This is a genomic window from Polaromonas sp. P4_H1 (genome assembly GCF_056400945.1).
Map to the genome: position 1 here is coordinate 330,039 of NZ_JBFUKG010000002.1, position 19,938 is coordinate 349,976.

The 19,938-nt window shown below is 62.9% G+C and carries 18 protein-coding genes; 9 read left to right on the plus strand and 9 right to left on the minus strand.

From position 1 onward, the window contains the following. Positions 1-37: 37 nt before the first annotated feature. A complete protein-coding gene (locus AC1DS5_RS04425) occupies positions 38-277 on the minus strand; it encodes a TIGR04438 family Trp-rich protein (protein ID WP_477717037.1) in 240 nt (79 codons plus the stop codon). A gap of 130 nt (positions 278-407) precedes the next feature. On the opposite strand from AC1DS5_RS04425, the gene AC1DS5_RS04430 reads away from it, so the two are divergent. Continuing rightward, positions 408-722 carry a c-type cytochrome gene (locus tag AC1DS5_RS04430; RefSeq protein WP_477717038.1) on the plus strand — a complete coding sequence of 105 codons (315 nt, stop codon included), beginning with the start codon at positions 408-410 and terminating at the stop codon, positions 720-722. Positions 723-939: 217 nt separating this feature from the next. Here the strand turns inward: AC1DS5_RS04430 and acs are convergent, their stop codons facing one another. Continuing rightward, complete coding sequence (gene acs, locus AC1DS5_RS04435; protein WP_477717039.1) at positions 940-2,937, minus strand: acetate--CoA ligase; 1,998 nt, start codon at positions 2,935-2,937, stop codon at positions 940-942. A 171-nt stretch (positions 2,938-3,108) separates the two neighbouring features. Here acs and AC1DS5_RS04440 point away from each other — a divergent pair, with 171 nt between their 5' ends. Next, positions 3,109-3,738 carry a YqhA family protein gene (locus AC1DS5_RS04440; RefSeq protein ID WP_477717040.1) on the plus strand — a complete coding sequence of 210 codons (630 nt, stop codon included), beginning with the start codon at positions 3,109-3,111 and terminating at the stop codon, positions 3,736-3,738. Between the two features lie 25 nt (positions 3,739-3,763). Here AC1DS5_RS04440 and oxlT read toward each other — a convergent pair whose 3' ends face one another. Next, positions 3,764-5,098, minus strand: a complete 1,335-nt coding sequence (gene oxlT / locus AC1DS5_RS04445) for an oxalate/formate MFS antiporter (protein ID WP_477717041.1) — start codon at positions 5,096-5,098, stop codon at positions 3,764-3,766. 25 nt (positions 5,099-5,123) lie between these two features. Here oxlT and AC1DS5_RS04450 point away from each other — a divergent pair, with 25 nt between their 5' ends. Continuing rightward, positions 5,124-5,663 (plus strand): hypothetical protein, encoded by a 540-nt coding sequence (locus AC1DS5_RS04450; RefSeq protein WP_477717042.1) that lies wholly within the window; start codon positions 5,124-5,126, stop codon positions 5,661-5,663. A 68-nt stretch (positions 5,664-5,731) separates the two neighbouring features. Here the strand turns inward: AC1DS5_RS04450 and fumC are convergent, their stop codons facing one another. Beyond that, positions 5,732-7,150, minus strand: coding sequence for a class II fumarate hydratase (gene fumC / locus AC1DS5_RS04455; protein ID WP_477717043.1), 1,419 nt, complete (start codon positions 7,148-7,150; stop codon positions 5,732-5,734). Between the two features lie 146 nt (positions 7,151-7,296). Here fumC and AC1DS5_RS04460 point away from each other — a divergent pair, with 146 nt between their 5' ends. Continuing rightward, a complete protein-coding gene (locus tag AC1DS5_RS04460) occupies positions 7,297-8,850 on the plus strand; it encodes a fumarate hydratase (protein WP_477717044.1) in 1,554 nt (517 codons plus the stop codon). A gap of 133 nt (positions 8,851-8,983) precedes the next feature. Continuing rightward, the gene (murI, locus tag AC1DS5_RS04465) at positions 8,984-9,748 is read left to right on the plus strand and encodes a glutamate racemase (RefSeq protein ID WP_477717045.1); all 765 of its coding nucleotides are present in this window, start codon (positions 8,984-8,986) and stop codon (positions 9,746-9,748) included. Here the strand turns inward: murI and AC1DS5_RS04470 are convergent. Next, the gene (locus AC1DS5_RS04470) at positions 9,745-11,070 is read right to left on the minus strand and encodes an MFS transporter (protein WP_477717046.1); all 1,326 of its coding nucleotides are present in this window, start codon (positions 11,068-11,070) and stop codon (positions 9,745-9,747) included. The two genes, murI and AC1DS5_RS04470, sit on opposite strands and share 4 nt — an antisense overlap. Positions 11,071-11,309: 239 nt before the next feature. Beyond that, the gene (locus tag AC1DS5_RS04475; RefSeq protein ID WP_477717047.1) at positions 11,310-12,215 is read right to left on the minus strand and encodes a LysR substrate-binding domain-containing protein; all 906 of its coding nucleotides are present in this window, start codon (positions 12,213-12,215) and stop codon (positions 11,310-11,312) included. Positions 12,216-12,365: 150 nt separating this feature from the next. On the opposite strand from AC1DS5_RS04475, the gene AC1DS5_RS04480 reads away from it, so the two are divergent. From AC1DS5_RS04480 to metC, 4 genes are read left to right on the plus strand one after another with little or no spacing between them, the layout of a single operon-like run. Continuing rightward, the gene (locus AC1DS5_RS04480) at positions 12,366-12,953 is read left to right on the plus strand and encodes a cysteine dioxygenase family protein (RefSeq protein ID WP_477717048.1); all 588 of its coding nucleotides are present in this window, start codon (positions 12,366-12,368) and stop codon (positions 12,951-12,953) included. Between the two features lie 53 nt (positions 12,954-13,006). Beyond that, entirely contained in the window at positions 13,007-14,626 is a 1,620-nt protein-coding gene (locus AC1DS5_RS04485) for a rhodanese-like domain-containing protein (protein WP_477717049.1), read from the plus strand. Positions 14,627-14,676: 50 nt separating this feature from the next. Next, the gene (locus AC1DS5_RS04490) at positions 14,677-15,672 is read left to right on the plus strand and encodes a Bug family tripartite tricarboxylate transporter substrate binding protein (protein ID WP_477717050.1); all 996 of its coding nucleotides are present in this window, start codon (positions 14,677-14,679) and stop codon (positions 15,670-15,672) included. 49 nt (positions 15,673-15,721) lie between these two features. Next, positions 15,722-16,930: a cystathionine beta-lyase gene (metC, locus tag AC1DS5_RS04495; RefSeq protein WP_477717051.1), complete on the plus strand. Its 1,209-nt coding sequence runs from the start codon at positions 15,722-15,724 to the stop codon at positions 16,928-16,930. Between the two features lie 65 nt (positions 16,931-16,995). Here metC and oppF read toward each other — a convergent pair whose 3' ends face one another. From oppF to AC1DS5_RS04510, 3 genes are read right to left on the minus strand one after another with little or no spacing between them, the layout of a single operon-like run. Then, on the minus strand, positions 16,996-17,985 hold the full coding sequence (oppF, locus tag AC1DS5_RS04500) for a murein tripeptide/oligopeptide ABC transporter ATP binding protein OppF (RefSeq protein WP_477717052.1): 990 nt from the start codon (positions 17,983-17,985) through the stop codon (positions 16,996-16,998). After that, positions 17,978-18,982 (minus strand): oligopeptide/dipeptide ABC transporter ATP-binding protein, encoded by a 1,005-nt coding sequence (locus AC1DS5_RS04505; RefSeq protein WP_477717053.1) that lies wholly within the window; start codon positions 18,980-18,982, stop codon positions 17,978-17,980. The genes oppF and AC1DS5_RS04505 overlap by 8 nt, the downstream gene beginning before the upstream one ends. A 16-nt stretch (positions 18,983-18,998) precedes the next feature. Continuing rightward, a complete protein-coding gene (locus AC1DS5_RS04510; RefSeq protein ID WP_477717054.1) occupies positions 18,999-19,919 on the minus strand; it encodes an ABC transporter permease subunit in 921 nt (306 codons plus the stop codon). Positions 19,920-19,938: the final 19 nt, after the last annotated feature.

Consider the following 19,938-nt stretch of genomic DNA (forward strand, 5'->3'; position numbering starts at 1 on the left):
CAACGCTTAGGGGAACTCCTGGCGGCCCGAAATACAGTTATTTTCGTTTTTTGAGCATGCCCATGGCATCGCGCTGCTTGTCAATGCGGTCCTGCTTGCGCTTGGCCATCTTGTCAACTTCCTTCTGCTTGGTATAGCCCGAAGCGTCCGCCCAGGCCCACCAGGCCACCGCCAGCGCAAACGGCGACAGCACGATCCACCAGCTCCAGGCTGCGACCGGGTCTATTTCCAGGTACTTCATCACCAGGCCAACAATGCCGATCAATAACAAATACATGGGTAACTCCTGAGGATTTTGAGGGGAAAGCGGCCGGGTATTCCCCTGCAACACGGGGTCAACCGGCATCACTACAATCGCGTTAGTTGACTGTAACTGAATCTATAACTCTCCCTCACGAGGACAATCCATGAAACGCATTCTTTTGGCAATCGCTTCCGTGGCTACCGGCTTTGCCGTATCGACTCCCGCGCTGGCAGACCTGCAGCTGGCAACCGCCAAGAATTGCATGGCGTGCCACGCTGTCGACAAAAAACTGGTGGGCCCTTCGTACAAGGATGTGGCCGCCAAATACGCCGGCCAGAAAGACGCGGCCGACAAGCTCGCAGCCAAAGTCATCAAGGGCGGCTCGGGCGTGTGGGGCCCCGTGCCCATGCCGGCCAATGCGCAGGTCACCCCTGACGAGGCCAAAAAGCTGGTGGCCTGGATCCTGGCACAAAAGTAATTCTGGCTCACGACCTGCCCCGCATTGGCGGGTACCGGCAAATGAAAATGAAAAAGGCCCGTCAAATGACGGGCCTTTTTTGTGGGCGCTACGGGGTGACCGTACGGCCGACCAGCCCGATGGGCATTGGTCAGTCTCATTAGTCAGTAGTGAGTGGTCAGTGGTCGGCCGGTACCGACCCCTCTCAAGGATCTCTCAAAGCCTCCTCAGAAACCTCTCAAAGGTTTTCAGACAGCTGATCGAGAATGGCGGGGTTTTCCAGCGTCGAGGTGTCCTGCGTGAGGGCCTCACCCTTGGCAATGCCACGCAGCAGGCGGCGCATGATTTTGCCGCTGCGCGTCTTGGGCAGGTTATCGCCAAACCGGATGTCCTTGGGCTTGGCAATCGGGCCAATCTCCTTGCCGACCCAGTCGCGCAGCTCCTTGGCAATCGCCTTGGCTTCATCGCCCGTGGGCCGCGAGCGCTTGAGCACCACAAACGCCACGATCGCCTCGCCGGTCAGGTCATCAGGACGGCCCACCACGGCAGCCTCTGCCACCAGGGTTGAGTGCGCCACCAGTGCCGATTCGATTTCCATGGTGCCCATGCGATGGCCCGACACATTGAGCACATCGTCAATCCGGCCGGTGATGCGGAAGTAGCCGTTGTCGGCATTGCGCACCGCGCCGTCGCCGGCCAGGTACATCGTGCCGCCCATCTCCTCCGGAAAGTAGCTCTTCTTGAAACGCTCGGGGTCGTTCCAGATGCCGCGAATCATGGACGGCCATGGGCGTTTGACCACCAGCAGGCCACCCGAGCCGTTGGGCAAGTCCTTGCCGGTTTCATCGACGATGGCAGCCATGATGCCGGGCAGCGGCAAGGTGCAGCTTCCGGGCACCAGCGGCGTCGCGCCAGGCAGCGGCGTGATCATGTGCCCGCCCGACTCGGTTTGCCAGAAGGTATCCACGATCGGGCAGCGCTCGCCACCAATGTTTTTGTAGTACCACATCCAGGCCTCGGGGTTGATGGGTTCGCCCACCGTGCCCAGAATGCGCAGGCTGCTCAGATCCGAGCGGGCCGGGTGTATTTTTTCATCGCCTTCAGCGGCCTTGATCAGCGAACGGATGGCGGTGGGCGCGGTGTAGAAAATCGTGACCTTGTGCTTCTCGATCATCTGCCAGAACCGGCCGGCGTTCGGGTAAGTCGGAATGCCTTCAAAGATGACCTGCGTCGCACCAGCCGCCAGCGGACCATATGCCACATAGGTGTGGCCGGTGATCCAGCCGATGTCGGCGGTGCACCAGAACACATCAGCGGGCTGGATGTCGAAGGTCCAATCCATGGTGAGCTTGGCCCATAGCAGGTAGCCGCCAGTGCTGTGCTGCACGCCCTTGGGCTTGCCGGTGGAGCCCGACGTATAGAGGATAAACAGCGGGTGCTCGGCGCCCACAAATTCCGGTTCGCAGGTGGCTGCGGCCTTGGCCGTGATCTCGTGCATCAGGCTGTCGCGCCCGGCCACCATGTTGCAGGCCGTGGCGGTGCGCTGGTAGACCACCACGTTCTTGATCGACTCGCAGCCGCCCATGGCAATGCCTTCGTCCACAATCGCCTTGAGCGGCAACTCCTTGCCGCCGCGCAACTGGTAGTTGGCCGTAATGACAGCGGCAGCACCAGCGTCCTGGATACGCTCCTGCAGGCTCTTGGCCGAAAAACCACCGAACACCACCGAGTGCGTGGCGCCAATGCGGGCGCAGGCCTGCATGGCCACCACGCCTTCAATGGTCATCGGCATGTAAATAATGACGCGGTCGCCCTTTTTCAGCCCCAGGTCCTTGAGCGCACTGGCAAACTGGCTGACTTTCGCATGCAGCTCCTTGTAGGTGACATGGGTCGCCTTGCCATCGTCGCTCTCGAAAATAATGGCCTTCTTGTTCTCCGTCGGGGTGCCAAGATGGCGGTCCAGGCAGTTGTAGGAGGCGTTCAGTTCGCCATCGGCAAACCATTGGTAAAACGGTGCATTGGACTCGTCCAGAACCTGGGTGAAAGGTTTTTTCCAGCTGAGATTGTCCTTGGCCAGCCTGGCCCAGAAGCCGTCAAAATCCTCGTCGGCCTCCCGGCACATCGCGTTGTAAGCCTCCATGCCGGAAATGCGGGCGGCCTTGACGATGGCTGGGCTGGGCGGGAACACGCGGTTTTCAACCAGCACGGACTCGATGTTGGACGGGGCGGAACTCATTGCTTTTGTCTCCTGTTTGTCATTGGGATGCGTGATACTGTCGATACTGTCATATCTCGCACTTACAAGCCACTGACTGGCTTGAACCTTACAACATTCCGCAAAGCGGAGGGTCTTCGCTGCACCCCTCCCGCTACCTTACAATTTTCCAACCTTTCAGTCACGCGCCCCATGTCAGAACCCGCACAAACAAAACCAATTTCGCTTCGTCCGCTTCCTAATTCAACGCCGCTTCGTCCCCTTCCCAACCTGATTTTCGCAAGCCGCTGGCTGCAATTGCCGCTTTACCTGGGCCTGATTGCGGCTCAAGCCGTCTATGTGGTTCACTTCCTGGTGGAGCTCGCGCACCTGATCGAGGCTGCGTTTGGCAGCGAGACGGCCCTGCAGGCGCTGATCACCAGCATTGGCTACAAGACGGCCACCCCGATTGCCGCCCTGAACGAGACAGTCATCATGCTGGTGGTGCTGGCCCTGATTGACGTGGTCATGATCTCCAACCTGCTGATCATGGTGATTGTGGGCGGCTATGAAACCTTTGTGAGCCGCATGAACCTGGAAGGCCATCGCGACCAGCCTGAATGGCTGAGCCATGTGAATGCGTCCGTGCTCAAGGTCAAGCTGGCCACGGCCATCATCGGCATCAGCTCGATTCACCTGCTCAAGACCTTCATCAATGCGGACAACTACAGCGACCGCGTGCTGATTGCACAGACCGCCATCCACATCACCTTCCTGCTGTCAGCGTTGGCCATTGCCTACACCGACAAGGTGATGTCGGCCATTGCGGCCCAGCGCCACTGAAGACGCAGGGCCGCAAGGCCTTGCCTCATTCCGCCGACGGGGCAATCCGGCCGAAGCTGGCAACGCGGCTCGGTGTGGTTGCCGGCAGCACGGCCTTTTCCATCTCGGCACGCCGCATCGGGCGCAGCACATACCAGGCCATCAGCGCCGCGATCGCGTTCATGACGCTGCCAACAATGAACACGGCGTGCCAGTTGCCCGTCATTGCGGTGAGCACGCTGGACAGCGGAACCAGCAGCGACGCCGTGCCTTTGGCGGTGTAAAGCAAGCCGGCGTTGGAAGCGGCGTACTTGGAGCCAAAGGTATCGGCACAGGTCGAGGGAAAGAGGCTGTAGATCTCGCCCCAGGCGAAGAACACCATGCCCGTCAGGATCACGAAGGCGATCGGGTTGTGGCCGAACTGGTACAGCGCCAGGATGCCGATCGATTCGATGCCAAAGGCGATCAGCATGGTCTTTTCACGGCCGATCTGGTCCGACACCCAACCGAAGAAAGGACGGGTGAGCCCGTTGAGCACGCGGTCGATGGCCAGGGCGAACGTGAGCGCAGGCAGCACCAGGCCCATGATGCTGACGGGCACGTCACCGACGTGGAAATCCTTGGCGATGGGGCCGAGCTGGGCCGTAGCCATCAGGCCACCGGCCGCCACCATCACGAACATGACGTACATCACCCAGAACACCGGTGAGCGCAGGACTTCGGACGGCTTGTAGTCGCGCCGGCTCTGCTGCACATTGATCGTGGAGATCGAACTGCTCTTGGCCAGATTCTCCGGTGCCCGCGTCAGCAGGAACGACACAACAAATACGACCGCCCCCTGGATGATGCCGAAATAGAGGAATGCGGCTTCATAGCCACTGCCCTTGATCATGGCCGAAATCGGGAGAATGGTGAGCGCGGAACCCGCACCGAAACCCGCGGCCGTCAGGCCGGCAGCCAAGCCGCGGCGGTCCGGAAACCACTTCAGGGCATTGCCGACGCAAGTGCCATACACCGCCCCGGCGCCAATGCCGCTGACCGCGGCGGCGACGTAGAGCAGCATCAACGAATCGGCGAACGAATTGAGCACCCAGCCCACGCCGCAAAGAATGCCACCGACCATGACCACCGGGCGCGGCCCGAAGCGGTCGACCAGGTAGCCTTCAATCGGCACGAGCCAGGTTTCAGTCAAAACGAAAATCGTGAAGGCAACCTGGATGGCGGCCTTGCTCCAGCCGTGCTTGTCGGCTATCGGGTTCACAAAAAGGGTCCAGCCGTATTGCAGGTTCGCGATCATCGCCATGCAGACGATGCCCATGAGAAGCTGCATCCAGCGATGTGCGCTGGACGGCGCGGTAAGTGCCTTGTTGGCGTATGTCATTCATGTCTCCTGTCGCTTTTGTACCGTGGAAATTGCAATCGGAATTGCAATGGCTAATGGTGTTGTTGTTGTCGGCCGATTGTCAGAGCGTGATTTCAAAAGCCCCTTGACCACGATCAATTTTGGAAAATTTTTACGCGATGTTGCATGCGATACGAATACGGCAGGGCCGAACAAGGCACAGTCCATTGCAGTGGACTTCATTGCAGTGAACCTGATTCGTGAAATTGGAGGGCGTAACAAACGCGGAGCCGAGCCTGGCGCGCAATGCGTGGATCAGCAAACGCCCGGCGTTGCACCGGGCCTGGGAAGCACTTGGAAAAAGAAGCCGCGCAACGCAGCCTGCCGCCGCTGGCGCAGACCGGCCGACAGGAGGCAGTACTTAGCGGCTACGCAGTGCGCAGATGAAGATGTACAGCGGCGTGGCGGCGATCAACTCACGCAGCAAGTTGCGTACGCGTGCACCAAATGCGGGCTGGACAATCTTCGAATACAGGGCGAAGGTGATCATGATGTTCCCTTGGTGGTCAGAAGATTCCTGACCGTCAGCGCAATCATAGGGTAAACCCTATGACCCTGTCAATTGATCAAATGAGTCAAGGGGGCAACTGCCGAACCGGGTTGCCGCCAGCCTCAGCCCACCATGTTCTCAGGCCGCACCCAGGCGTCAAACTGCTCGCCCGTGACATAACCCGAGGCGAGCGCGGCATCGCGCAGCGTGCTCCCCTCCTTGTGCGCTTTTTTGGCAATGAACGCCGCCTTGTCATAGCCAATGTGAGGGTTGAGCGCTGTCACCAGCATCAATGACCGCTCCACCAGTTCGGTGATGCGCGCCCGGTTGGGCTCAATGCCGGCGGCGCAATGGTCGTTAAAGCTCACCATGCCGTCGGCCAGCAGGCGCACGCTCTGCAAAAAATTGTGCGCAATCATGGGCCGGAACACATTCAGTTCGAAGTTGCCCGATGCCCCGCCAAAGTTGATGGCCACGTCGTTGCCGAACACCTGCGCGGCCAGCATGGTGACCGCCTCGCTTTGCGTCGGGTTGACCTTGCCCGGCATGATGGATGAGCCGGGCTCGTTTTCCGGAATGCTCAGCTCCCCAATGCCGCTGCGCGGCCCGCTGGCCAGCCAGCGCACGTCATTGGCAATCTTCATCAGGCTGGCGGCCAGCGTCTTGAGCGCACCGTGCGCATGCACCAGCGCATCGGCAGCAGCCATCGCCTCGAATTTGTTGGGTGCCGTCACAAACGGCAGCCCGGTCAGGCTGGCCAGCTCGGCCGCTACCTTCTCGGCATAACCCTTGGGTGCATTCAGGCCGGTGCCCACCGCCGTGCCGCCCAGTGCCAGTTCATAGAGGTGCGGCAGTGCCGCGCCCACATGCCTTTCACCCTGCTCCAGTTGCGCCGCATAGCCCGAGAATTCCTGGCCCAGCGTCAGCGGGGTGGCGTCCTGCAGATGGGTTCGTCCAATCTTGACAATGTCACCAAAGTCGCTGGCCTTCTGGGCCAGCGTGGCGCGCAGCTTTGCGATGGCCGGCAACAGCCGGCGCGTGATGGCCTCGACCGCCGAGACATGCATGGCCGTGGGAAACACGTCGTTGGAGGACTGGCTGCGATTCACGTCGTCATTGGGGTGCACCAGCCGGCTTTCGCCACGCTCGCCGCCCAGCAGCTCGCTGGCGCGGTTGGCCAGCACTTCATTGACGTTCATATTGGTCTGGGTGCCCGAGCCGGTCTGCCAGACCACGAGCGGGAATTCGTCGGGATGCCGGCCTGCGATCACCTCATCGGCGGCGGCCACAATCGCCTCCGTCTTTTTTTCGCCCTGCAAACCCAACGCGTGGTTCACCCTTGCGGACGAACGCTTGATTTCCGCCAGCGCCCGGATAATTTCGCGCGGCTGCTGCTCGCCGGAGATGTCGAAATTCTGCAGGGAGCGCTGGGTTTGTGCCCCCCACAGCCGCTCGGACGCGACTTCAATCGGCCCAAAGGTGTCGTGTTCAGTACGTGTTTTGCTATGTGTGCTGCTATGTGTGCCGGTACGGGTTTTCATGGTCATTTCCTCATGGCGCAGGGCCACCTGTTCACACCTGTCAAAATACGGGGTTGCGGCTACCGTAGCACAGAGTGACCGCCCCGAAAAGACCGCCCCGAAAAAGCAACCCGGAAAAAGCCATTCCCCCACCCAAGCACCTGACCATGACGACCATCATCAAACAAGCCGACCTGATTGAATCCGTTGCCGCCGCCCTGCAGTACATCAGCTACTACCACCCCACCGACTACATCGCCCATCTGGCCCGTGCCTACGAGCGCGAACAGAGCCCGGCGGCCAAGGACGCGATTGCGCAAATCCTGACCAACAGCAAGATGAGCGCCACGGGCCAACGGCCGATCTGCCAGGACACCGGCATCGTCAATGTGTTTTTGAAGGTTGGCATGGACGTACGCTGGGAGGGTTTTACCGGCAGCGTGGACGACGCCATCAACGAAGGCGTGCGCCGCGGCTACAACCACCCCGACAACACTTTGCGCGCCTCCGTGGTGGCCGATCCCCAGTTCGACCGCAAGAACACCAAGGACAACACGCCCGCCGTGATCTTCACCGAGCTGGTGACCGGCAACACGGTTGAAGTCACGGTGGCAGCCAAAGGCGGCGGCAGTGAAAACAAGAGCAAGATGGTCATGCTCAACCCCGGCGACTCGGTGGTCGACTGGGTGCTGAAAACCGTGCCCACCATGGGCGCCGGCTGGTGCCCGCCCGGCATGCTGGGCATCGGCATCGGCGGCACCGCCGAAAAAGCCGTGCTGATGGCCAAGGAAAGCCTGATGGACGACCTGGACATGTATGAGCTGCAGGCCAAATCGTCTTCGGGTGCCAAACTGACCAAAACCGAAGAGCTGCGCCTCGAACTGTTCGAGAAAGTCAACGCGCTCGGCATTGGCGCGCAGGGCCTGGGTGGTCTCACCACCGTGCTCGACATCAAGATCAAGATGTACCCCACGCACGCGGCCAGCAAGCCCGTCGCCATGATCCCGAACTGCGCGGCCACGCGCCACGCGCATTTTGTGCTCGACGGCAGCGGCCCGGTTTACCTGGACCCGCCGTCGCTGGACCTCTGGCCCAATGTGAACTGGGAACCCGACTACAACAAGAGCAAAAAGGTCAACCTCAACACACTCACGAAGGAAGAAGTCGCCAGCTGGAAGCCCGGCGACACGCTGCTGCTGAACGGCAAGATGCTGACGGGCCGCGACGCCGCGCACAAGCGCATCGCCGACATGCTGCTCAAGGGCGAAAAGCTCCCGGTCGATTTCACCAACCGCGTGATTTACTACGTCGGCCCGGTGGACCCGGTCAAGGGTGAAGCGGTCGGCCCCGCCGGCCCGACCACCGCGACCCGCATGGACGGCTTCACCGAAATGATGCTGGCGCAAACCGGTTTGATTTCGATGGTGGGCAAGGCTGAGCGCGGCCCCGTCGCGATTGAGGCCATCAAGAAGCACCAGAGCGCTTACCTGATGGCCGTGGGCGGCGCCGCCTACCTGGTGTCCAAGGCCATCAAGCATGCCGAAGTGGTGGGCTTTGCCGACCTGGGCATGGAGGCGATTTACGAGTTTGACGTCGTGGACATGCCGGTTACCGTGGCTGTGGATGCCGGCGGCACCAGCGCGCACATCACCGGCCCAGCCGAGTGGCAGAAGAAAATCGCCACCGGCGAGTTCAAGCAGATTCCGGTCACCAGCGTTTGAGCATCGGCAAGATGCGTGAGTCCCTTCTTCACTTCAAGCCGGGGCCGCGGAACCGGCTTTGCCGGGCCGCAGGCGCAGCGGCCCCCTCGGGGGGCAGGGCGCTACACGCAGTGAGCAACCGTGGGGGCTCTTCTTGATCGGCGTTTTCGACAGCGGCGTCGGCGGCCTGAGCGTCCTCGGGGCGCTGCGCGCCGAGTTGCCGGCCGAGGACTTCATCTATCTTGCCGACGCCGGCTTTGCGCCGTACGGCGAGCGTGGCGACAGCTACGTGATCGAGCGGACGCGCACCGTGGTGCGGCGCCTGGTACAGGAGGATCGCGTCAAGGCCCTGGTGATCGCCTGCAACACAGCAACCGCTGCCGCCATTCACCTGGTGCGCGCAGAGTATCCGCAGCTGCCGCTGGTAGGCGTCGAGCCCGCGCTGAAGCCGGCGGTGGCGTTGAGCAAGACCCGGCGCGTCGGCGTCATCGGCACGCGCGGCACGCTGGCCAGCACCAAAGTCCGCATGCTGCACGACTCGCTGAAAGACCAGGCCGAGTTTGTATTCCAGCCCTGCGACGGCCTGGCCGATGCCATCCAGAACGACGACATGGCGCAGATCACAACGCTTTGCGCGCGGTACATGGAGGCCCTGGGGCCCTTCGGCACGCAAAGCGGACAGATCGACACGCTGGTGCTGGGCTGCACGCACTACCCTTTCGCCCAACACGTTCTTCGGTCGCTGGTAGGCGAGACAGTCCAACTCATCGAAACCGGTGAGCCCGTCGCACGGCAGACAAGGCGACTGCTGGAAGCCGGGATGCTTTTGAGGAACGAGGGGATGGGCAGCGTGACGCTGCTGACGACCGGCGAGCCTGGGCAGCTAAGATCTGCCGCCGCACGCTGGCTCTCGCTTTAAGGGATGGCGTTGGCCTGGATGGCGTTGGCCTGCAGCGCCGCTTCGCGCCCGCGCCGCATGTTCACCGGGATCAGCAGCACCAGCCCCACGACAAACAGCGCGGCCGTCGACAGAATGGCCATGCGCTGGTTACCACCGGTCATCCAGGTGATGGCGCCATAGCTTAACGGCCCGATGATGCTGGCCAGGCGGATCGCGAAGGTCCACAACCCGTAGAACTCCGCCAGTTGCCTCTCGGGCGCGAACATGCCGGCCATGGCGCGGCCGGCCGACTGGCTCGAGCCCATGCACAGGCCCGCGATCGCGGCTGCGTACCAGAAGCCGCCCTTGGTCGTTGTGATAGCAGCGATCACGCAAGTGGCGATCCAGCCCACCAGCGTGATGCCTAGCGCAAGCTTGTGGCCGATGCGATCCTGGAAATAACCAAAGGCGAACGCGCCGCCGGCGGCTGCAAGGTTGAGCACGAAGATCAGCACCATGGTTTCCTGCGGCTGGAAGCCGATCACCTGCTCGGCGTAAATCGCAGCCAGCGCGATGGCCACGGCCACGCCCCCCTGGTAAAACACCGCGCAGGCTAGCAGCCACATGAAATCCTGGTAACGCCTGGCCTGGCGAAAAGTCTGGCGCAGTTGCGCAAGCGAAGCCTTCATGCCGCTCTGACGCAAGGCAGCCGGGTTGGGCTGGGCCCGTTCATTGAGCAGGCGAAACGTGACCAGCGATGCCAGGCCGTAGATCACCGCCGTGATCAGCATGGTGACGGGAACAAACTGGTCGGCCTTGATGCCCTGGCCTTGGGCCCAGATCACGTAGCCCAGGCAAAGCCCCAGCGCCAGCATGCCGCCAAAATAGCCAAAACTCCAGCCCCAGCCACTGACCTTGCCCAAGGCCTCGGCCCTGGCCAGCTCCGGCAGGAAGGCGGCGGTCAACGATTCGCCATACGAAAAGAAGGTGTTCGACAGGATGATCAACAACATGGCGAACGCCACGCTGCCAGGCCCTGCAAACGCGAGCGCTGCGGTGGTCACCACACAACCCACCGTCGTCAGCATCAGCAGCCGTTTCTTGGCTGCGCGCAGGTCGGCATAGGCACCGATGCTGGGCATGGTGAGCATGACAATCGCGTAGGACACGCTGAGCGCCACCGTCCAGGCAAAGGTGGCCCACTCGGCCTTCTGCGCAATGCCGCCCACGAAATAGGCGGCAAACACTGCCGTGATCACAACGGTGGTGTAGCCCGAGTTCGCAAAATCGTACATGGCCCAGCCAAACACCTCGCGTTTGCGTACGCCGGGGTTGAGGGCATCCTGGGAAAAAAGGGCCATGATTCAGCTCCTGAAGAGGGGCCAAGCATAGTTCACGGAGATGTCAGTGCCGATGGCGCGGTCGCCGGCCACCGCCGTTGCCGGTACTGCCCGGACCGCATCGAGCGCGGCATTGACGCTGCGGCCGACGCTGGAATCGCCACAAAAATAATAGCAACCATCACCCACCACGCAAGGGCTAGAGCCTTAAAACGTCATTAACCCTGGGCCAACGGGCGTTCCGGCGCCGCCGGCAGCGCTCACGCCTCCGCCACGGGCTGCGCGGCCGAAGGGCCCGGGTCCGCCGCGCTGCGGATCAAACCCAGGTTGGCCTTGAGCATGTCGAACACCTTGCGCGTGACCGGGTTGATAACGTTCCTGCGAATGAACAGGTAGTAGTCCAGGTCGGGCAGACGCGGCAGGCCGTCGTTTTCGCCCAGCACGCGCAGGTCGGCGCCGGCCATCTCGATGCCGCGCGCGGTCACGCCCAGGCCCGCCCGCAGCGCGGCCTTGATGCCGATCAGGCTGGAGGCGGTGTAGTTGGGCGACCACGGAATGCCGGCGGCGTCCAGCGCCTCGCGCGCCAGCCGGTAAAACACGCTGGGCCCTTCCACCAGGATCAGCGGCACCGGCTTGGCGCGGTCATGCACGTAGCTGGCCGAACACAGCCACACCGTGGGCGAAGTGCGCAACACCACACCGTCCAGCGCCGGGTCGTTGCGGTTGGAGATGGTCATGTCGAGCTCGCCGCGCTTGAGCGACTCCATGAGGAAGGGGCTGCGCCCCACCTGGATGTCGAGCTGCAGCAGGGGTGAGGCGCGCGCCACCTGCGCCAGCAGCGTCGGCAGCATGGTGTCGGCCACGTCGTGCGGCGCGCCTATGCGCAGCACGCCCTCCAGGTTGCCCTGCTGCAGGCTGCGCAAGGCATCGTCATTGATGGCCAGCAGGTGGCGCGCGTAATCCAGCAGCTTTTGCCCGTGCGGCGTCAGGCGCTTGTGGCGCCCCTGCTTTTCAAACAGCGGGTGGCCGATCTGGTCTTCCAGGCGCTGCATCTGCTGCGTCACCGCCGACTGGGTTTTGCCCAGCTGGATGGCGGCGCCGGCAAAGCTGTTCCGTTCTTCAATGGCCACCAGGGTCCTCAGCAATTCCAGGTCAAGCGTGTTCATTCAAGGTCACCAGCAAGTCATCAGCAAAGCCATCAGCAAGATTTACATATTACAAATACTAATGTATTTATCTCTATTTTTGAGTTGTTTCAGAAATATGACTTGACTATATTAGGTCCATCAAATCGAAATTTCACTAGGAAAACACCCATGAACGCAGCAGCAGAGCGCAACCAGGTGGTTGGTGCCGCCATTAAAAACATTAAAAATATTGTTGGAAACGGCGAGGCGACGCGCCAGTCCCTGGCCGGGGTGCTGGCCGTGCTGAACCAGCTGGCCGGCCGCAAGGACCTGTGGAGCGCCGCAGATTTCGCGCCGCCTGAAAGCCCCGAGCTGCAGGCGCGCTACCTGATCGCCGAAGACGCTGACCAGAGCTTCGCGCTCTACCTCAACGTGATGCGCCCCGGCAAACGCATCGTGCCGCACAACCACACCACCTGGGCCTGCATCAGCGCCGTGGAAGGGACCGAGCTCAACCGCGTGTACGAACGCCAGGACGACGCCTCGGTGCCGGGCAAGGCACAGCTCAAGGAAGTCAGCTCGGTCGTGGTCGAGCCCGGCACCGGCATCGCGCTGATGCCGGAAGACATCCATTCGGTGGAGATCCCGGCCGGTCAGGTGATACGCCACCTGCACATGTATGGCCGCGCGCTTGAAACGCTGAACACACGCACCGGCTACGACCTGGAAAAGGGCACGTACGAAACCATGGGGATCGGCGTGCAGACCCGCCGCTGATGACCTTGCCCTCCCACTCCACGCACTCCACACATTCCACGCGCTCCCTATCCATGACACGTTTTATAGACGCCGCCACGCTGAAAACCTGGCTGCACGACGGCGAGGAAATCGCCCTGTTTGATGTGCGCGAGCACGGCCAGTACGGCCAGTCCCATTTGTTTTACGGCATTCCCCTGCCCTATAGCCGGCTGGAACTGGACGCGCCACGCCTGGCGCCGCGCCAAAGCGTGCGGCTGGTGGTGTATGACGGCGATGGCTGCGGCGCAGCGCCCCTGGCCGCGCGCCGCCTCACCGCGCTCGGCTACAGCGATGTGCAGGTGCTGCAGGGCGGCACGGCTGGCTGGCAGGCCGCCGGTTTTCCGCTGTTTGCCGGCGTCAACGTGCCATCCAAGACCTTTGGCGAGCTGGCCGAGCAGGTCTACCACACGCCCCGGGTGAGCGCGACCGAGTTGGCGGCCATGCTGGCGCGGCAGGACGACGTCGTGGTGCTGGACGGGCGGCCGTTTTCGGAATTCCGCAAGATGAACATCCCGACGGCGATCAGCTGCCCGAATGGCGAACTGGCCTTGCGCATCCGCGAGCTGGTGCCCAGCGAGCAGACCCACATCGTGATCAACTGCGCCGGGCGCACGCGCAGCATCATCGGTGCGCAGACGCTGATCAACCTGGGCCTGCGCAATCCCGTGTCCGCGCTCGAAAACGGCACCCAGGGCTGGTACCTGGCCGACCTGAAACTCGAACACGGCGGCACGCGCCGCTACAAGGAAGCGGAGGAACCGGCCCAGCCCGGCGAGTCCGCCGGCATGCGCGCGGCGGCCCAGGCGCTGGCAAAGCGTTTCGGCGTGCCCGTTGTCGATGCGCAGACCGTGCGCGGCTGGGCTGGCGATGCACAGCGCACGCTCTTTTTGTGCGATGTCCGCAGCCCCGAAGAATACGCACGCGGCAGCTTGCCCGGCGCGCAGCACACACCCGGCGGCCAACTGATCCAGGCCACCGACCAGTACGTGGGCGTGCGCCAGGCCCGGCTGGTGCTGTTCGATGCGGACGGCATCCGTGCGCTGACGGTGGCCAGCTGGCTGCGCCAGTTGGGCCACGACGCCAGCGTGCTGGACCAGGGCCTGGTCAGCGGCCTGGCCTTGCCTGAAGCGCAGCCGGCGCTCTTGCCTGTGTTGCCTGTGTTACCCGTCACCAGCGCCAAAGCCCTGGCCGCCGGGCTGACAAGCGGTGCGGCGCTTGCCATCGATCTGCGCCCCAGCATGCAGTTTCGCCAAAGCCATATTCCCGGTGCGCGCTGGGCCATCCGGCCGCGCCTGGCGGCGGCACTGGCCGGCGACAGCCGCCCCGTGGTACTGGTTGCCGACGAGCCCGCCGTGGCGGCCTGCGCCGCCGTCGACCTTCAAGCGCTGGGTCTGGAGGTCAGCCTGCTGGCAGGCGGCCTGGCCGCCTGGCGCGCCGCCGGTTTGCCGCTGCAGGCCACTGAACACATTCCGGCCGACAGCGACTGCATCGACTACCTGTTCTTTGTGCATGACCGGCACGACGGCAACAAGGAGGCGGCACGCCAATACCTGGCCTGGGAAGTCAACCTGATTGCTCAGCTTGATGCGCAGGAGCTGCAGGCCTTCCGGCTGCCGGATGCCGCACCTGGGCTTGCCCACGCAAGCGCCTAGCCTTTCGCTTTTTCACCTGCTTTTTATTCACTTTTCTTCAGGAGCCCGCCATGCTTGCCACGCTGAAATTCACTGCCGCCTCACTTTGCTGGGCCGTGCTTGCCGTGCACGGCACCGCCTCGGCGCAGCCCATGCCGCAGGTCGGCGGTTTCCCGAACCAGGCCATCAAGTTCGTGTCGCCCTTCCCGGCCGGCGGCGGCAATGACGCCACGACACGCTTTGTGACCAGCCGCCTGTCCGACATCACCGGCCAGAGCGCCGTGGTCGACAACCGCGGCGGCGCCGGCGGCAACATAGGCGCCAAGACCGTGGCCGACGCCAAGCCCGACGGCTACACGGTGCTCACGGGCCAGGTCTCGCTGATGGCGGTCAATCCCACGCTGTATGCCTCGCCGGGCTTTGACCCGTTGAAAAATTTCCTGCCCATCACCCAGATCAACGCGGCGCCGCTGGTGCTAGTGGTGGCCAGCAACTCGCCCCTGAAAAGCTTTGCCGACCTGGCCACGCAGACCAAGACCCAGCCCGGCCGCGTCACCTATGCCACGCCGGGCAACGGCACGCTGTCGCACCTGGTCGGCGTGGTGCTGGAAAAAGACAGCGCCCTGAGCATGACCCATGTGCCCTACAAGGGCGCGGCCCCGGCCATCACCGACCTGCTGGGCGGCCAGGTGGACATCCTGATCACCTCCACCGCCTCGGTGTCCAGCTTCATACAGAACGGCAAGATGCGCGCCCTGGCCGTCACCAGCCCGCGCCGCATCGGCGTGTTCGCCAAGGTCCCGACACTGGAAGAGCTGGGCTACCGCAACTCCACCTTTGAAGACTGGTACGGGTTTTTCGCGCCGGCCGGCACGCCGCCCGAGCGCGTAGCCTACCTGCACGACAGCATCGTGCGCTCCCTCAAGTCGCCGGAAGTCAGCAAGCTGATCACCGACGGCGGCAGCGAAGTGGTGGGCAACACGCCGGCGGCCTTTGCCGCGCAGCTCAAGGAAGACATCGCCCGCTGGTCGCGCGTCGTCAAGCTGTCAGGTGCAAAACTGGACTGACGTGTCCCCGATGTGTCCCTGATCTGTCGTTCACCAAGGCGCTCCCTGCATGAATAAAAAATCGCCGCCGGCTACCTCACCATCCGGTGCGTCGCCCCTGACCCGTCTGGTCCACGCCGGCAAGCAGCCCGCCTTCGACGGCGGCCGGCCGGTCAACCCGCCCGTGGTGCGCGCCAGCACCGTGCTGTTTGACAACACGGCGCAGCAGCGCGAGATGCGCATGCGGCGCGGCGATGAGCGCCTGTTCACCTACGGGGCCCGCGGCAACCCGACGAATTTCGCGCTGGAAGACCTGGTGAGCGAACTAGAAGGCGCTCACCGCACGCGGCTTTTCCCCACCGGCCTGGCCGCCATCGCGATGACGCTGCTGTCCTACCTCAAGCCCGGCGACCACCTGCTGATGTCGGACAGCGTCTACGAGCCGGCGCGCAAGCTAGTGCATTCCTTCCTCACGCCTTACAACATCCGCTGCACTTTCTTTGCGGCCGACGGCAGCGATGTGGAAGAAAAAATCGAGGCCGGCACGCGCATGATCTACGCCGAATGCCCGGGCTCGCTCGTCTATGAAATGTGCGACCTGCCGCGCCTGGCCGACATCGCGCACGCCAGGGGCCTGCTGCTGGTGGCCGACAACACCTGGGGCTCCGGCTGCCAATACCGGCCGCTGGCGCTGGGCGCCGACGTGTCCATCATGGCCGCCACCAAATACCTGTCGGGCCATTCCGACGTGATGATGGGCACCGTAGCCACCACGCAGGACGCCTGGCAGGCGCTGGCCGAGCGCAGCGACGCCTTCGGCATGACGGTGAGCCCTGACGACGCCTACCTGGTGCTGCGCGGTGCGCGCAGCCTGGCCGCGCGCCTGGCCCTGCATGAAAGCAGCGCCCTGCAGGTGGCGGCATGGCTGCAAACCCGCGGCGAAGTAGCCACGGTGTTCTGCCCGGCCCTGCCCGGACACCCGGGCCACGCCTTGTGGCAACGGGACTGCTCGGGCACCAACGGCCTGCTGTCTTTCGAGCTGCAGCATGCATTCGACCAGGCCGCCGCCGAGCGGTTGATCGACAGCCTGCAGCTGTTCGGCATAGGTGCTTCGTGGGGCGGCTATGAAAGCCTGGTCACGCTGACCGACATGCGCCGCGCCCGCAGCGTGGCCGACTGGTCGGGCCGCGGCCAGGTCATCCGGCTGCACATCGGGCTGGAAGACCCGGCCGATCTGCTGCGTGATTTGCAGCAAGGGTTTGCCGCGCTCGCCGACTGATCAGCGGCGCCGCCCCGCCCGCCGGCGCTTCTTCGCTTCTTCGCTTCTTCAGATTCCAAGACCCTTCAGGCCAGCAAACAGGCCGCTTCCGTTTGGTCATCGAGGCGGCGAAATGCCGGCACCTCCTGCGCACAACGTGCGATGGCCAGGGGGCAGCGGGTCCGAAACACACATCCCGAAGACGGGGCCATGGGCGAAGGCAGGTCGCCCTGCAGCAACTGGATCACCTTTTTTCGCTCCAGCTTCGGGTCTGGGATCGGAATGGCTGAAAGTAGCGCCCTCGTGTAGGGATGGCGGGGCGTCGCATACAGCGCTTTCTTCCCGGCCAGTTCCATCTCGTGCCCTAGGTACATCACCAAAATACGATCACTGATGTGTTTGACCACGGCCAGGTCGTGGGCAATGAAAATCAGCGCCAGGCCCATGGACTTTTGCAGCTCCTTCAGCAGATTGATGATCTGCGCCTGGATCGAGACATCGAGCGCCGACACTGGCTCGTCGCAGATGATGAGTTTGGGCTCCAGAATCAGGGCCCGGGCAATGCCGATGCGCTGGCATTGGCCGCCAGAAAACTCGTGCGGGTAGCGGTTGATTTGCTGCGCCGTCAGGCCGACGCGGGTCATCATCGCCTTGACGCGCTTCATCACCTGATCGTCGGGCAGGTCGGCGTGGTGCGTGCGCAAGGGTTCGGCAATGATTTGCGCGATGGTCATGCGCGGATCCAGCGAAGCCAGCGGGTCCTGAAAAATCATCTGAATGTCTTTTCGCACGCTCAACCAGACCTGGCTGGAGGCTCCGGTCATTTCCTGACCCATCCAGACGATGCTGCCGGCGGTGACAGGAATCAGGTTCAGCACAGCACGGGCCAAAGTCGACTTGCCGCAACCCGACTCGCCCACCACGCCCAGCGTCTCACCCGCATGAATGTCAAAAGAAATGCCATCCACGGCCTTCAGGGTACGGGCCGGCGACCAGGGCCAGGCGCTGCCCGTTTTGACCTTGAAATGCACTTTCAAATCGCGCACCGACAGAATCGGCGGAGCCGCCTCAGACATGGCTCACCCCTTTCGCCGCGAGTTCGGACACGGCCTGAATCGATCTGTGGCAGGCTCTGTGCACGGCCGGATTGTTCTCGGCCGCCTGCAATGGGGGAAGCACGTCGCGGCACTCGGCGTCGGCCAGTGCGCAACGCTCGCTGAACGGGCAGCCCCTGGGCAACCGGGCCATGTTGGGCGGCGCACCGGGAATGGCGACCAGCAGGTCATCCTCCGCGTCCAGACGCGGTATGGCGCCGAGCAGGCCCACGGTATAGGGATGGGACGCGCGGTAATAAATGCTGTTGGCGTCACCCTGCTCCATCACACGCCCGCCGTACAGCACCATCACTTCGTCGCACAGGCCGGCCACCAGGCCCAGGTCGTGCGTGATCATGACAATGGCGGTACCGAAGTCGCGCTGCAGGTCACGCAACAAGGCAACGATCTGCGCCTGCACCGTGACGTCCAGCGCCGTCGTGGGTTCGTCGGCAATCAACACCTCGGGCTCGCACAGCAAGGCCATGGCGATCATGACACGCTGGCGCATGCCCCCGGAAAACTCATGCGGGTACATCGCGATGCGGCGCGCGGCGTCGGGTATCTTGACGGCATCGAGCAGTTCGACGGACCTGGCGCGCGCGGACTTGCGATCCATGCCTTTGTGAAACTGCAGCACCTCGGTCATCTGCCGCTCCACCGTCAGGTAAGGGTTGAGCGAGGTCATCGGGTCCTGAAAAATCATGGCCACGCGGTTGCCGCGTATCTTGTTGAGCTCGGCCGGCTTCATGGCCAGCAGATCCTGGCCCTGGTATAAGGCCTGGCCGCTGGCTTTGCCGTTCTTGGCCAACAGGCCCATCATGGCCAGCACGCTCTGGCTTTTGCCGGAGCCGCTTTCGCCCACTATGCCCAGGGTTTGACCCCGGTCCAGCGCAAAGTTGATGCCGTTGACGGCGTAGATCATCCCGTCCTGGGTTTGAAACCGGACCCCGAGGTTTTTGACTTCAATCAGGCTCATGGCGTATTCATGCGAATCAGCGGTCTTTGGGATCCAGCGCATCGCGCAGGCCGTCCCCGATGTAGTTAAAGCAGTACAGGGTCGTGGACAGCAGGCCGGCCGGAAACAGCAGCATCCACACAGACACTTCCATGACGGACGCACCATCGTGAATCAGCACGCCCCAGCTCGTCATCGGCTCCTGAATCCCCAGTCCCAGAAAGGACAGCACGGACTCGGTCAGGATCACGGCCGGCACGGTGACCGTGGTGTAAATCACCACCACGCCCAAAAGATTCGGAACGATGTGCTGAAAGATGATGCGGCGCGTCGGCACGCCCAGCGCTCGGGCTGCCTCAATAAACTCCTTGGAGCGCAGCGACAGGGTCTGGCCGCGCACCACACGGGCCATGTCCATCCAGGAGAACATCGTGATGGTGATCACCACCAGGTAAAACGCCCGTCCCAGCATGGTCACCATCAAGATGGCAATCAGCAAATAGGGCACGGCATACATCATGTCCACGATGCGCATCATGAAGGCATCCACCTTGCCGCCCATGAAACCCGACGTCGCCCCCCAGACGATGCCCAGGGTGACGGAAGACAAGGTGGCCAGAAAGCCCACCATGAGGGAGACGCGGCCGCCAACCAGACTGCGAACAGCCAGGTCCCGGCCAGACTCGTCGGTGCCAAAAAAGTGCCAGTTCTTGAGCATGGGCGGCATGCTCATGGCATCCCAGTCGGCGGCGTCAAAGGCGTGCGGCAGCAACCATGGCCCGGCGATGCAGGTCAGCGTGATGAAGGCCAGCAGGCACAGGCTGAACACCGCTGCCCTGTTGCGCAAAAAACGTCCACGCGCATCGGCCCAGGGACTGCGCCCCGAGATATCGGCCACTTCCAGCGTATCCAGGGCCGCGACCAGAGCATCTTTCTCCTGTTTGTTCCTGAATAACATACTGATTTTCAATCAACGT

What these genes read in the sequence shown, in the direction of transcription:
- oxlT (WP_477717041.1), bottom strand. Translation starts at nt 5,098, where the DNA reads ATGACATACGCCAACAAGGCACTTACCGCGCCGTCCAGCGCACATCGC.
- AC1DS5_RS04510 (WP_477717054.1), bottom strand. Translation starts at nt 19,919, where the DNA reads ATGTTATTCAGGAACAAACAGGAGAAAGATGCTCTGGTCGCGGCCCTG.
- AC1DS5_RS04490 (WP_477717050.1), top strand. Translation starts at nt 14,677, where the DNA reads ATGCTTGCCACGCTGAAATTCACTGCCGCCTCACTTTGCTGGGCCGTG.
- AC1DS5_RS04505 (WP_477717053.1), bottom strand. Translation starts at nt 18,982, where the DNA reads ATGAGCCTGATTGAAGTCAAAAACCTCGGGGTCCGGTTTCAAACCCAG.
- AC1DS5_RS04440 (WP_477717040.1), top strand. Translation starts at nt 3,109, where the DNA reads ATGTCAGAACCCGCACAAACAAAACCAATTTCGCTTCGTCCGCTTCCT.
- fumC (WP_477717043.1), bottom strand. Translation starts at nt 7,150, where the DNA reads ATGAAAACCCGTACCGGCACACATAGCAGCACACATAGCAAAACACGT.
- AC1DS5_RS04470 (WP_477717046.1), bottom strand. Translation starts at nt 11,070, where the DNA reads ATGGCCCTTTTTTCCCAGGATGCCCTCAACCCCGGCGTACGCAAACGC.
- acs (WP_477717039.1), bottom strand. Translation starts at nt 2,937, where the DNA reads ATGAGTTCCGCCCCGTCCAACATCGAGTCCGTGCTGGTTGAAAACCGC.
- AC1DS5_RS04480 (WP_477717048.1), top strand. Translation starts at nt 12,366, where the DNA reads ATGAACGCAGCAGCAGAGCGCAACCAGGTGGTTGGTGCCGCCATTAAA.
- AC1DS5_RS04430 (WP_477717038.1), top strand. Translation starts at nt 408, where the DNA reads ATGAAACGCATTCTTTTGGCAATCGCTTCCGTGGCTACCGGCTTTGCC.
- AC1DS5_RS04475 (WP_477717047.1), bottom strand. Translation starts at nt 12,215, where the DNA reads ATGAACACGCTTGACCTGGAATTGCTGAGGACCCTGGTGGCCATTGAA.
- AC1DS5_RS04485 (WP_477717049.1), top strand. Translation starts at nt 13,007, where the DNA reads ATGACACGTTTTATAGACGCCGCCACGCTGAAAACCTGGCTGCACGAC.
- AC1DS5_RS04460 (WP_477717044.1), top strand. Translation starts at nt 7,297, where the DNA reads ATGACGACCATCATCAAACAAGCCGACCTGATTGAATCCGTTGCCGCC.
- AC1DS5_RS04425 (WP_477717037.1), bottom strand. Translation starts at nt 277, where the DNA reads ATGTATTTGTTATTGATCGGCATTGTTGGCCTGGTGATGAAGTACCTG.
- oppF (WP_477717052.1), bottom strand. Translation starts at nt 17,985, where the DNA reads ATGTCTGAGGCGGCTCCGCCGATTCTGTCGGTGCGCGATTTGAAAGTG.
- metC (WP_477717051.1), top strand. Translation starts at nt 15,722, where the DNA reads ATGAATAAAAAATCGCCGCCGGCTACCTCACCATCCGGTGCGTCGCCC.